The sequence below is a fragment of the Chryseobacterium suipulveris genome (assembly GCF_022811685.1).
In the GTDB taxonomy this organism is placed as follows: domain Bacteria; phylum Bacteroidota; class Bacteroidia; order Flavobacteriales; family Weeksellaceae; genus Kaistella; species Kaistella suipulveris.
The window spans coordinates 1,417,564-1,431,340 of the sequence record NZ_CP094532.1; the positions used below are offsets into that span (position 1 = coordinate 1,417,564).

Sequence of the window (13,777 nt, forward strand, 5' to 3'; positions counted from 1 at the left end):
AGATTTGAGGTTTGAAGTTGAAGTTTGAAGTTTGATGAATCTTGAATCTTGAATCTTGAATCTGACATCTAAAAACGCCTGATTAAAATCAATTGCATCATTGCCTAAAAATCCGTATTTTTACGAACCTTTTTTCTAAAATAAATCAAGTAAAAATATGGACACCACCCAATTTGTAAACCGCCACATTTCGATGAACGAAGCCGATAAACAGGCAATGTTGAAGAGAGTGGGCGTTTCTTGTATGGATGAACTTGTTTCCCAAACCATTCCCAATGCAATCCGTCTGGAAAAAGAACTGAATATTTCGGCGCCGCTTTCGGAATTCGAAATGCTTGCACACTCGAAAGACCTTGCTTCGAAAAACCTTTCTTTCGACAACTATATCGGTTTCGGCTACCACAACACGATTTTGCCGAGCGCAATCCAGAGAAATATCTTAGAGAATCCATCGTGGTACACCGCCTATACTCCTTACCAAGCGGAAATCGCACAGGGAAGATTGGAGGCGTTGCTGAATTTCCAAACGGTAATTGTGGATTTAACTGGGCTTCCGTTGGCAAATGCTTCTCTTTTGGATGAAGGAACCGCCGCTTCTGAGGCGATGCACATGTTTTTTGAAAGCAGAACCAAAGAACAGAAAAAGGGTGGAGCAATCAAGTTCTTTGTTTCTGATTTGGTTTTCCCGCAAACCATCGCGGTGTTGAAAACAAAAGCGGAAGGATTGGGAATCGACATCATCGTCGGAAACCACAAAAACCATCAGTTCAACGATTCCTATTTTGGCGTGCTGTTGCAGTATCCTGGGAAAAATGGAATCATTTTAGACTATACCGAAAACATTAAATATTATAAGGAACATCAGCTTCAGGTTGCAGTTGCTTGTGATCCGCTTGCTTTGGTGAAACTGAAATCACCTGCTGAAATGGGTGCAGACTGTGCCGTTGGAACCACGCAACGATTTGGAATTCCGATGGGTTATGGTGGTCCTCATGCAGCATTCTTTGCCTGTAAAGAAGATTACAAAAGAGATATTCCCGGAAGAATTATCGGGGTTTCCCAAGATGCGTACGGAAAGCGAGCACTGAGAATGGCGCTCCAAACCCGTGAACAGCACATCAAGAGAGAAAAGGCGACTTCGAATATCTGTACTGCACAGGTTCTTTTGGCAGTAATGGCGGGAATGTACGCTGTTTACCACGGTCCGAAAGGTTTAGCTTTTATCGCCGACCAAATCCATTTCAAAGCAAACGGATTGCGCGACGGATTGAAAACACTTGGCTATGACGTTGTAGAAGAGCCGATTTTCGATACGGTGAAGTTCAGAATTCATGAGGAGGAAAAAAATGCATTGATGAGAATGATGCGCGACCACAAAATCAACCTGAATTATTTTACCGAAGGTTTTGTGAGCATCTCCATTAATGAATCTTCGACCGTTGAAAAATTGCAGAACCTGTTTGACGCGTTGGCAAATTTCAAAGATAAACAGAGTTTCGTGCTTCAGTTTAAACAGGAAATTGAAATTCCGAAAGAGCACCTCAGAACCGACGAAATCCTTAAAGACGAAGTCTTCAACAAATACCATACAGAAACCGAATTGATGCGCTACATCAAGCGTTTAGAAAGAAAAGACCTTTCTTTGACCCACTCGATGATTTCGCTCGGCTCGTGTACGATGAAGCTGAACGCCGCGACAGAAATGCTTCCGCTTTCCTGGGCAGAATGGGGAAGTGTGCATCCATTCGTACCGACAGAACAAGCAGGAGGTTACCAATTTATGATTAAGGAACTTGAAAAAGACTTGGCAGAAATCACAGGATTTGCTGGAACTTCCTTACAGCCAAATTCTGGAGCTCAAGGCGAATATGCTGGTTTGATGGTCATTCGCGAATATCATAAATCACGCGGTGAATCACATAGAAATATCGTACTGATTCCACAGTCTGCGCACGGAACCAATCCGGCTTCTGCTGTGATTGCAGGAATGAAAGTGGTGGTAGTGAAAAACCTTGAAAACGGAGAAATCGATTTCGAAGACCTGAAAACAAAAGCTGAACAGCACAGCGAAAACCTTTCTGCGGCGATGATTACTTATCCTTCGACTTACGGATTTTTTGATTCCAATATCAAGGAAATTACTCAGCTCATCCACCAACACGGAGGTCAGGTTTATATGGACGGCGCGAATATGAATGCACAGGTTGGCTTTACTTCGCCTGGAAATATCGGTGCAGATGTTTGTCACCTGAACCTTCATAAAACGTTCGCGATTCCTCACGGAGGAGGCGGTCCTGGAGTTGGCCCGATCTGTGTTGCGGAACATTTGGTGAAATTCCTTCCTTCAAATCCGAACATCAGAATCGGTTCGAAAGAAGCGATCGAAGCCATTTCGGCCGCTCCTTACGGTTCGTCTTTGGTGCTGAATATTTCTTACGCTTACATCAAAATGTTGGGAACTGAAGGATTGAAAAAAGCAACGGAATACGCGATTCTGAACGCGAATTATCTGAAAGAAATTCTTGCCGAGCATTTCCCAATCCTTTACGCCAACGAAAATGGAAGAGTGGCCCACGAATGTATCGTCGATTTCCGCCAGTTCAAATCTTTGGGAATTGAAGTTGCCGATGTTGCAAAACGTTTGATGGATTATGGTTTCCACGCACCGACGGTGAGTTTCCCGGTTGCAGGAACTTTGATGATCGAGCCGACCGAATCAGAAAGCAAAGCAGAAATCGACCGTTTCGCTGAAGCACTGATTTCCATTAAAAAAGAAATCGAGGAAATCGCCGAAGGAACTGCCGATGCCGAAAATAACGTGTTGAAAAATGCGCCACATACCGAACAAGTGGTGATTTCCGAATCGTGGGATAAACCTTATTCTCGCGAAAAAGCTGCGTATCCTTTGGATTGGGTTCGTGACCATAAATTCTTTGCATCCGTTTCGCGAGTTGACGAAGCGTATGGCGACAGAAATTTAATCTGTACCTGTGCACCGATCGAAGAATATATGTAAATCCTCGTAGAGACGCGATTTATCGCGTGTCGCTAAATACAATAATCCCGAATTTTTTTCGGGATTTTTTTATGTTCAGACACCAAAGGTAATCGTGTATTTTTTAGTGATATTCCATTTACCGTCTTTAAATTCTGCGGAAATGGTTCCATCTCCCGTCACATCGGAAAAGTCGGTGAAATACACTTCGGGGAAGTCTTTGTTGGTGCTCATTTTACTGTATTTTCTTGGGAAAAAATTGTCGAGCACATCTTCTTTTAGCGGGAGTTTTTCTTCCGTGGTGTAAATGAGGACTTTTCTGTTTTTCGGATTAATTTTTTGAAAGTATTCGCAGTCGGTAAGGATTTCGGTAAAAGTGTAGAAAAGTTTCGGCGAAGTTTCATCGGCAATCGCTTCGTACATTTCGGTGAACTTCGAGGTTTCGGATTTGAATTTCGGATTGCTGTCTTCGAAGTCATCGATTCCATCGCCATCGGTGTCTTTAGCGTTTGGATTCAGACCGACGAATGCTTCGAAAAGGTCGTTGTAACCATCACCGTCGGTATCTTTCCGAATCTCGTCTAAATGAATGGAGAACTCAATTCCATCCTTAATCACATCATATTTCGGAAGCATCGGAACCCTTGAAAGCCGCTGCACATTAACAATTGTTCCATTTGCAACAAACTGATTGTCTTTAATAAAATGTTGGTCTTTATTATAGAAATCGTTCAAATAGAAATTCTGCGTAATTCCCAGAAAATATGGTTTATACTGGTTTTGAACATTCTCCACAATCCAGAGTCCGTATTTGTTTTTTGCCAATGCAAAGTTTTCATTTATAGAGAGATAACTAAATTCTGGAAGCGCTTTGATCCATTCCTGAAATTTTGATCTATAACCGTCCGAATCGAAATATGCTATTTCCTTTTTTTGCAATTCTTCGGTTTGTATCTTATCATAACTGAATTTCTGAAACTCGGTGAGCTGTTTCTGTTGAATGTGTTTAGGCAAAGAATTCAGGATATCTTCGTTGGTCGGCGCAATGTAAGTGGTTTTGGTATTGTCGAAATTGATTCCCTGATTGGTGATAAAGCAGTTTTGCTCTATATTTTTTTTGGGAGCGGAAGTCGCCGGATTCTCTTTTTTATTACAAGCTGCCAAAACGATTAGCGCGAATAAATATTGAACTTTCATAACCAAATTTTTCAATAAATTTACGGAAAAAATGGATGATATCGGGAATGATATTTGTTGATGTTATAATAATGTTATAACTTTGATAAAACTTTTTTGTGATGACTACGCGAATCAGAAAAATAGGGAACTCCTCAGGAATCATCATCAGCAAAGCGATGCTTGACCAATTGAATATCGAACCAAAAGACGAACTCGAACTTTATGTGGAGGGAGATAAAATCCTTATTAAGAAAGTGAAGCAACCGAGAGAAGGTTGGGAAGAACAGTTCAAGAATGCTGATCTTCTGGAAGGTGAGGAGGATTTAATGGATTTCAATAACCAATTTGATGACGAAGAATGGACTTGGTAAAACGTTTTGAAATCTACTTTATTGAATTGGATCCTACAAAAGGAAGCGAAATCAACAAAACGAGACCTGCCGTAATTATTTCACCTGCCGAAATGAACGTTTCGTTGAACACCGTGATTGTTGCACCTTTGACTTCTACAATCAAGAACTATCCGTCGAGGATAAACACTGTAGTAAACAATAAAATTGGGCAAATTGCGCTCGACCAAATCAGAGCTGTGGATAAATCCCTAATCAAAAATAAACTCGCAGTTCTCCCCGAAAAAAGCCAAAACACTTTATTAGAAGTATTACAGGAAATGTTCTCGAAATGACAGATTTAAACCACCTCTTCACCAACCAACGCACAGGAAACCACGGTGCAACTTCCGCATCGAGAACTGATTTCCAAAGGGATTTTGACCGAATCATCTTTTCATCGGCATTTCGGCGGCTGCAGAATAAGACGCAGGTTTTTCCATTGCCTGGAAGTGTTTTCGTGCACAATCGACTAACACACTCGCTCGAGGTTTCTTCTGTGGGACGAAGCTTGGGAAACGCGGTTGGTGAATTCATTGTCAACAATTTTGAGAAAGAACTGGGTGAAGATTCAAAAAGTTTTTATCTCCACAATCTTCACAATGTCATCGCTGCTGCGTGTTTGTGCCACGATGTCGGGAATCCCGCTTTCGGACACTCTGGTGAAGATGCGATCGCGAGTTTTTTCGACAAAAACGAAAAAGATCTAAAACATAAATTCTCGGAAAAAGAATGGGCCGATTTGGTGAATTTCGAGGGAAATGCCAATGCAATCCGTGTTCTCACCAATCAGCAAATCGGAAAGGATGAAGGCGGAACCCAACTTACCTTCACCACTTTGGCGAGCATCGCTAAATATCCCTGTGAAGCGGTTGCCAAGAAAAAGGGAGTGATCCACCGGAAGAAATTCGGTTTTTTCCAAAATGAAAAGGAAACTTTTTTAGAAATTGCAAGATCGGTCAATATCACGCCGGAAAGCGATGAACCGACGATTTTTAAAAGACATCCTTTCGTGTGGCTTGTTGAAGCAGCAGACGATATCTGCTACAACATCATCGATATGGAAGATGCGCACCGACTGGGAATTGTTTCGACATTAGATTGCGAGAATCTATTCTTTGAACTTATTAAGTCTGAAAATCAAAATACGAAAAGGGTAGAAGAGAAGCTCTCTATTTTGACCAATCCAAACGAAAGGATTTCGTATTTGAGGGCAAAAGTCATCAATGCCTTAATCAATAAGTCAATTGAAATTTATCAGAAGAATTTTGATAAAATTTTAGATGGAAATTTAGACAAAGCACTTTTGGACATTTACAAATCTGAAAACAAAACTTTACAGGAAATCGAAAGCTTTTCCATCGAAAAAATCTACGGACACAAAGCTGTCGTGGAAATTGAAAACGCTGGCTACAACGTGATGTACGAATTGTTGAACCATTTCATTCAGCCGATATTAAAAGACAAAAACGAAATAAAATCCTACGACAAAATGGCTCTGAAACTTCTGCCGAAACAGTTTGTGTACGAACACGGAAGCGATTACCAGAAAGTTTTGGGCGTGATCGATTTCGTTTCGGGGATGACCGACAATTTCGCCACCGACCTTTACCGAAAAATCAAGGGAATCGATATCGGAATGACGATGTAGAGTACTTGGACAAATCGAGATTTGTTCATGAGTTTTGATTAGTATCAATATAATTTCATATCTTCGTACAGTTAATACTATATTAAAATGGTAGTAGAAATTGTAAACTATATTAAGGTTTTAGAAAATATCGATGTCGCTCTGAAAAGTTCACCCTTCAAACTTAACTATATCATTGAAAAATTGGGGTATAAGGAAAATACGTTTTTCAAGAAGTTAAAGGAGAAAAGGTTTACTCCAGAAGAACTTTTGAGCATTTCTGAAATTATAAGACCAGAAGAATATCGCGAATATGAGATCAACAAAATGATCGAGGAGGGCTTCAAAGATATGGAGGAAGGTCGTGTAAGAAATTTCAATGAGTTAATGGAAGAAAAGCGCAGAAAGTATGCTGATTGAGATTACCGAAAAGGCAGAACTCGACTTAGAGAAAATAGACGAATATGTCTTAGAAAGATGGAGTAAGAAGATTCTGCTGGACTTCTACAAAAAATTTGAGAAAATAATTGACAATATCGCAAACGGAAAAGTAGTTTATCAAAAACACGAGAACTCAAATTATCATAAAGCATTAATTACTAAGCACAACACGCTTGTTTATCATCTAACCGAAGATAAACTCACCATTATCAGAGTAATCAACAATTTTCGGTCAGAAGATAATAAAGAAGGTAGATTGATTTTCTAAGACAAAAGAAAAAAGGCAAAAGGCAAAAGACAAAAGATAAGCTCTCAACATCTATTTCGGTTTCATCGCGACGAATAATATCTAAACCTAAGGTTTCAACCTTATGGAAAAACCATCCTCAAATTCCCCGATTTTTTGTAACTTTAGACAATAGATTTCGACTGATAAAGTAGAAAATCAAAACACCTTTTTTAGCTATTAAATAACATCTCTGCTTGCAGCAGGCAAGAAACTTTAAACGTCAAACCTCAAACTTCAAATTTATTTACCATGGGATTTTTAGGAATTATTATCTTTTTCGGACTGGTCGTATTGTTTGCGTCCTTTTTTACGGTGAAACAGGCGACTGCGGCAATTGTGGAGCGTCTCGGCAAATTTCACTCCACGCGTCACGCGGGACTTCACTTGAAGATTCCGTTTATTGATCAGGTTGCAAAACGTATGAACCTAAGAATTCAGCAGTTGGATGTGATTATCGATACTAAAACTTTAGACAATGTTTTTATCAGGATGAAAGTTTCGGTACAGTATCAGGTGATCAAAGATCAGGTTGCTGACGCTTTTTACAAACTCGAAAACCCTGAGAACCAAATTACGTCTTACGTTTTCGACGTGGTTCGTGCGGAAGTTCCGAAACTGAAACTCGACGATGTTTTCGTACGTAAGGACGATATCGCGATTGCTGTGAAAGGCGAACTTCAGGAAGCGATGCAGAGTTATGGTTACGACATCATCAAAGCGTTGGTTACCGACATCGATCCCGATGAACAGGTGAAACACGCAATGAACAGAATCAACGCTGCAGAACGTGAGAAAACTGCTGCAGAATACGAATCCGAAGCTCAGAAAATCAGAATCGTTGCCGTAGCAAAAGCAGAAGCGGAATCCAAAAAACTTCAAGGTCAAGGTATTGCCGACCAAAGGAGGGAGATTGCTAAAGGACTTCAAGAATCCGTGGAAATGCTAAACGCAGCAAACATCAACGCACAGGAAGCATCGGCACTGATTGTGGTAACGCAGCACTACGACACTTTGCAGGCAATCGGGGGAAACAACAGGAGCAACCTTGTTCTCTTGCCCAATTCGCCAAGTTCAGCGAGCAACCTTCTAAATGACTTGATGGTTTCAATGGCCGCAACTCAAAGTATGGAGGATATTACGAAAGGCAAAGTTCCGCCACCACCGACGAATACTTTTTAAGACAAACTGAATCCCGATATTTTCGGGATTTTTTTATGGATTAAATTTTTGTCGTCCGATAAGTAGTTCGAAAAATAATCTGAAATCTGAAATCAGCGACCAAATCGGATATTTGAAAGTGGCAGGTTTGTTCTTCTCGAAAACTGCATGCGAAAATCAGGCAAAACCGTAACCGAAAATAGGGAGGTACCACAGAAATCTTTCCTTCCCCGATTTCACCACATAGAAAATCACAGCGAAAACCAGCAAAGTACCGATGAAGTGGAAAATCCTCGTCCACATTTTGCTGTGTTCCGTTAAATAAAATTGGTAAAACTCGCTGAAGTTTTTGATTCGATCTGCCATAAAACTTTAGTTTAAATCACCGTTCAGATCAGCATTGAGCTTGCTGTTTCTGTACCCGTATGAGAAATAAATAACCATACCGATCGTAAACCAAAGAATGAACCAAAACCAGTTATTGTGGCTCATTCCTGTTAAAAGATAAAGACATGAGCTTAAACCAATCAGCGGAATTAAGGAAAGGTTTCTTACAAACGCCAAAATACAAAGTATCAAATTAATGACAAGGAAAAAGAAAATTGAAATCCTAAACTCGCCTTCGTTGGGATCGTGCCACTCGAAAAGGTGCTCAAAAAATGAGGGTTGCCAGAAATAGAAAAATGCGAGTCCGCCCAAAAACAGCACTGGGAAAATAATTTTCGCGTTGATGTAGGGAAGGTGGAACCTGCCTTTCAGTTTTTCTTTTGTAGGTAATAGCAAAACTCCGCCACAAACGAGAACAAACGCGAAGATCGTTCCGATACTTGTGAAATCCAAGATGAAGGATTTATCGGTAAAAAGAATCGGGATTCCCACCACAATTCCCGTGATGATCGTTGCAAAAGAAGGCGTATTGTTTTTCGGGTGAATCTCCATAAACTTTTTCGGCATCAAACCGTCGCGGCTCATCGCATACCAAATTCTCGGCTGTCCCATTTGGAAAACCAGCAATACCGTGGTAATCGCGATAATCGCACCGAGTGAAACCACAAATTCCATCCAAGGAATATTGGCATTGGATTTTTCGAAGATGAAGGAAAGCGGATCACCGACACCGTCAAACTTTCTGTAATCGACCAATCCCGTCAAGACCAAGGTCAAAGCAATATAGATTGCGGTACACAGAATCAGGGAAATAATCATTCCTCGGGGTAAGTTTCTTTGTGGATTCTTGGTTTCTTCCGAAAGCACACTCAATGCATCGAAGCCGATATACGCAAAGAACACTCCCGAAACCGCGCTCATCACTCCCGAAAATCCATTCGGCATAAACGAACTTTCGCCCGTAATTTTACTCACCGGAAACCAGTTTCCAGTATTTATATACGCGACTCCAACTGCGATGACCAGAAGTATGATGAAGAGTTTCAGCAACACAAAAAGGTTGTTGAAGTTTTTCGACTCGCGCACTCCCACATAACAAAGCCAGGTGATCAAACCATTAATGACTAAAGCCGGAATATCGACGATGAATTTCAGATTTCCTATCAATGGTGCGTTTTTCCAGGCATTGATCAATTCAGCGTTGATTGACTGTCCCTCGAACGCCTTTCTTGCTTCGGTGTAGCTGCAGGTGAGATAATCCGGAATGTGGATTCCGATGCGGCCCATAAAACTGGTAAAATAATCACTCCACGAAAACGCCACATAAATATTTCCGAACGAGTATTCCATAATCAAAGCCCAACCGATAATCCACGCGATCAGTTCACCAAAACTTGCGTAAGCGTAGGTGTAGGCGGAACCTGCGGTAGGAATTCTACTCGCAAATTCTGCGTAACAAAGCGCGGTGAATCCGCACGCGAAACCACAGATCACATACAACACGATCACACCTGGACCGCCACGGAAAACGGCTTCACCCAAACTGGAGAAACTTCCCGCACCGATGATCGCGGCAATCCCGAAGAAGACAATATCCCAAACTCCTAAAACCCGCAGCAAACCCGATGAATGGTCGCTTTCGCTGTAATGTTTTCTTCTGAAAAGCTGGTTCATAAAAAAAATCTTTACACAAAAGTAAAAGAAAATTTCAGAAATTGTATTTTTTTACGTTGTAGAATAGATGGATTGGCAATATTTTAGCTACCATTAATTGCGTTATTTTTTAAAATTACAAGCGAACTCATGCGCAAGATTTCTCTTTTTGTTTTTACATTTTTTTATTGTTTTTTCTTTGGGCAAAATATCCCGATATTAAATCCTGGTAATGGTAATGCTGCTTATGGTGCAACTCAGTATTTTTGCCAAGGTCAGCAATTTAGTTTTGAGATAAATATAAATGCGACTTCAACAGGAGGATATGGTATTGCATCAACAAATTTTTCTTTACCCGCAACAACAAACTTTATCCCTTTTACTAACACTTTAGGAAATGACCATTTTAGTAAACCAATCACATTGCCGTTTGCTTTTGATTTTTATGGTAAGGTTTACGATAAAGTTGTGGTAGGTTCTAATGGACGGCTGATTTTTGGTAAAGGAAGTGATTTTGAAAATCTACATTTAGCATCAATCGATAAAACGCATAGTGGAAATGATGATTCATCAACAAATATAAAATTAGCTAGTGATGAATATCACAAACTAGATCCTTCTGATCCAAACAGAATCTTAAGTTTTTCGCAAATTTTTTTTGGTTTTACAGATCTCGGTTATTATAACGCGAGCGATTACAATAAACTGACTTATGGAAATGTGAATTATAACGGAAAGCAAGGTCTCTTATTTAATTTTGACCAGATTAGGGAGCGAACAGTAGCGGGTGGTTACTCTACCACTGTGACGAGTCAGGTGTTACTTCTGAATGACAATACTTACATCGTAAAAATAATAAAAGCTGACAGTCGAGGAAATGCTATTATTGGAATTCAAAATGAAAATGGAACAAAAGCACAGTGGCCGCCAAATTCAGAACAAACTTCTCCCTATAATAATGGAAAGTGGTCAAATAGTAGTAATGCCTGGCTTTTCACGCCCAATCAAACCTTGACGCCACAGTTTAAATGGTTTCTAAACGGTGCGCAAATTGCGGGACAAAGTGGAAATACATATTCTGGGTTTACCCCAATAAATGATGGAGATAAGATAAAGGTCGAAGTAACCTATCTTGAAGATCCAACAAAAATAGAAACTGGTGAAGTCATTTTCAGGAAAGTTCAAACCCCGGTAATTGAAGGAACTTTGAGTTGCGCGTATGAAATGTCAGTTAATGCCGCAACTTTTGATCCAGGAATGCGATATACATGGTATAGAGTAGGTGAAGCCACTCCGGTTGCAACTGGTAGAACTTTTTCTATCCATCGGTCGGGAGGAACGGTTGGTGATTATTATGTAAAAATGACAAACCAGGATGGCTCTGCAATTTGTCCTGGATTTGATGAAAGCAACAGATTGCGGTATGAAAAACAGCGTTTTCCAGGAATTATAAAGACAGACTATTACTTTTGTGATAATTCTGTTTCTCCTGCTGCAACGAAAACAATCAATCTTTACGAAGAATTTTATCCTAAATACAACGTTTCTTCGGGATTGGAACCATACCAAATCATTTTTGCTGCTAATGGTACACCGCTTTCTGATGCAGATGCTCAAAATTTTCAGCTTCCTGCAAATCAGAACGTTCTTATTCTTTATCAGGTTAAAGATGGTGCAGGTATTTACACTTGTCAAAACGGTCCGATGCACGCATATTTCTTAAGCATGAAAGCTGCTGAAACGATCACTGTTTGTGCATCAGCAAATACTTTTGATTTGAAAACTTACTTTGAAAAACCGAGTTATCCAACTAATTATAGGTACACTTATACATATTCTGACGGAACAGGTGCAGGAAATGGGAGTTCTGTAGATGTTACTAAAATTGTAAATATAAAAACTACTATTGGAGGCGCGAACTGCTCTACAACGACTACGGTTAATTTTGTTCATGGTTCAGCCATGACGTTGCCCGATATTCCCGTTCAGGAGAGATGTTCCGGAGCAGATACCAACGCCAACCGTTTTGATTTCAACCATATCAAAAATTTGCTGGATCCTTCAAATCAGTACGATGTGGAATTTTACCGAAAGGATAATAACCAACAAATTCTTCCCGGTCCAAGCGGAAGCTTTGCTAACCTGAACGCGGCTGGTTATTTCTGGACAAATGCTCAAGGTGACTTTGTGATTTATGCGAAAGTGATCAATAAAACCGATCCAACCTGTTTCGCGGTTTCCAGCGATATTGTCTTGCGGGTATATGTGCGTCCTACAAAATCTTCAGGTGCAGATGCCATTATGAAAAGAAAAGCATGTGGATCAACGGCGGTAAATCTTGAGATTCAGAATGTTTTTGATGTAGTGAATAACAACAATTTCGAGCAGATTCCAGTATTGAAATATTATGATGCTGCAGGAATTCAGCTTACCGCTTCAGAAGTTTCTGCGTATGCAATTTCTCGTGGAACTCCTTATGTTTTGGTTCAAAACGGAGCATGCGTTCCGCCTTTGAGAATTGATTTTAACTTAATCACCGCTCCGATTCCATTATTAAATCCATTACCGGAGACGCTTTGCGATGATTCCGACGGAAGTTTGGACGGAAAAATTAAAATCAAAATAGCGTCCGATAATTATAAAGCCAAATTTACATCTTCCTTTTCGGGGGCTACATTCAAGTATTATGTTGGGAGCACTTTAATTCATACAAGTACGCAATCAAGTGACAATTTCGAGTTTGAGATTTCAAATAATACCAAAATTACGGTTGCTGTTTCTCACCCAGATTTCTGTGATAATAATTCTGACATTACCTTTATCATTAACACGCCAAACCCGGTTCAGATTTCCGGAAATGTAAATCTTTGCTACGATGATTATTTGTTGATGAATGTTACCAACGCAGCAGATTATTTGCAAATTGAATGGTTCGATGCACAAGGAAATTTTATCGTAAAGGCAGACTCGCTGAACGTTCCTTACAAAGATGTAAAGTTTGAAACCCAATACAAAGTAGTTGCAACGGATATTGACGGTTGCATTTCACAAATAACTTTCACTCCATCAAAGAAAAATCAACCTGTAATTACTGCTATCAACCAAACCGATTCTTCGATTGAAGTCATTGCTACAGGCGGAAGTCCTCCGTACAAATATTACTTTAATGGTGTGAAGCAAAGTTCAAACATTCTCTACAATCCGACCGCTTCTTCTTATATTGTTCAGGTTGCGACTGCGGACGGCTGTCTCGGTGAGCCGAAAACGGTTTATCTCATTAAAGTCAATAATGCATTTACTCCAAATGCTGATGGAATCAATGATTTCTGGACGATAGAGAATCTTGGGAGAATGCAGAATATCACCGTGAAGGTTGCCGACCGCTACGGAAATATCGTTTATGAGTATGGCAGAGAAATGTCGATAACTTCAACCAGTCCAGGTTCATCGGGAAGTAATGATCCGGTTTGGGACGGTAAATTTATTGGAAAAGCATTGCCAACTGCAACTTATTGGTATATCGTTTCCTGGTTCGATCCTGTCGCTCAAAAGAACGAACAGCGACAAGGTTGGGTTTTTTTGAAGAACAGGGATTAAGGTATTTGTTTATGGGAATTTTTGGTGAGTTGGTGAGTTGGAGAGTTGGAGCGTTCGTA

The 13,777-nt window shown here is 40.2% G+C and carries 10 protein-coding genes and 1 pseudogene; 8 read left to right on the top strand and 3 right to left on the bottom strand.

The window, feature by feature from the left end; all coding sequences use genetic code 11:
• The first annotated feature begins 157 nt into the window (after positions 1–157).
• Positions 158–3,016, top strand: coding sequence for an aminomethyl-transferring glycine dehydrogenase (gcvP, locus tag MTP09_RS06795; protein WP_243551403.1), 2,859 nt, complete (start codon positions 158–160; stop codon positions 3,014–3,016).
• A 75-nt stretch (positions 3,017–3,091) separates the two neighbouring features.
• Here the strand turns inward: gcvP and MTP09_RS06800 are convergent, their stop codons facing one another.
• The gene (locus MTP09_RS06800) at positions 3,092–4,192 is read right to left on the bottom strand and encodes a hypothetical protein (protein WP_243551405.1); all 1,101 of its coding nucleotides are present in this window, start codon (positions 4,190–4,192) and stop codon (positions 3,092–3,094) included.
• A 101-nt stretch (positions 4,193–4,293) separates the two neighbouring features.
• Between MTP09_RS06800 and MTP09_RS06805 the strand changes: the two genes are divergently transcribed.
• From MTP09_RS06805 to MTP09_RS06830, 6 genes are all read left to right on the top strand, one after another.
• Complete coding sequence (locus tag MTP09_RS06805) at positions 4,294–4,545, top strand: AbrB/MazE/SpoVT family DNA-binding domain-containing protein (protein ID WP_243551407.1); 252 nt, start codon at positions 4,294–4,296, stop codon at positions 4,543–4,545.
• The gene (locus tag MTP09_RS06810; protein ID WP_243551409.1) at positions 4,533–4,859 is read left to right on the top strand and encodes a type II toxin-antitoxin system PemK/MazF family toxin; all 327 of its coding nucleotides are present in this window, start codon (positions 4,533–4,535) and stop codon (positions 4,857–4,859) included. The genes MTP09_RS06805 and MTP09_RS06810 overlap by 13 nt, the downstream gene beginning before the upstream one ends.
• On the top strand, positions 4,856–6,214 hold the full coding sequence (dgt, locus tag MTP09_RS06815; protein WP_243551412.1) for a dGTP triphosphohydrolase: 1,359 nt from the start codon (positions 4,856–4,858) through the stop codon (positions 6,212–6,214). The genes MTP09_RS06810 and dgt overlap by 4 nt, the downstream gene beginning before the upstream one ends.
• Positions 6,215–6,301: 87 nt before the next feature.
• Entirely contained in the window at positions 6,302–6,613 is a 312-nt protein-coding gene (locus tag MTP09_RS06820; RefSeq protein ID WP_243551414.1) for a hypothetical protein, read from the top strand.
• Positions 6,603–6,902 (top strand): type II toxin-antitoxin system RelE/ParE family toxin, encoded by a 300-nt coding sequence (locus MTP09_RS06825; protein ID WP_243551415.1) that lies wholly within the window; start codon positions 6,603–6,605, stop codon positions 6,900–6,902. The genes MTP09_RS06820 and MTP09_RS06825 overlap by 11 nt, the downstream gene beginning before the upstream one ends.
• Before the next feature lie 270 nt (positions 6,903–7,172).
• A complete protein-coding gene (locus MTP09_RS06830; RefSeq protein ID WP_243551417.1) occupies positions 7,173–8,102 on the top strand; it encodes an SPFH domain-containing protein in 930 nt (309 codons plus the stop codon).
• 33 nt (positions 8,103–8,135) lie between these two features.
• Here MTP09_RS06830 and MTP09_RS06835 read toward each other — a convergent pair.
• Positions 8,136–8,447: pseudogene (locus tag MTP09_RS06835) on the bottom strand (Mpo1-like protein).
• Between the two features lie 6 nt (positions 8,448–8,453).
• Positions 8,454–10,142, bottom strand: a complete 1,689-nt coding sequence (locus MTP09_RS06840) for an APC family permease (protein WP_243551419.1) — start codon at positions 10,140–10,142, stop codon at positions 8,454–8,456.
• A gap of 402 nt (positions 10,143–10,544) precedes the next feature.
• Here MTP09_RS06840 and MTP09_RS06845 point away from each other — a divergent pair, with 402 nt between their 5' ends.
• Positions 10,545–13,718, top strand: a complete 3,174-nt coding sequence (locus MTP09_RS06845) for a T9SS type B sorting domain-containing protein (protein WP_243551421.1) — start codon at positions 10,545–10,547, stop codon at positions 13,716–13,718.
• The last annotated feature ends 59 nt before the right edge of the window (positions 13,719–13,777 follow it).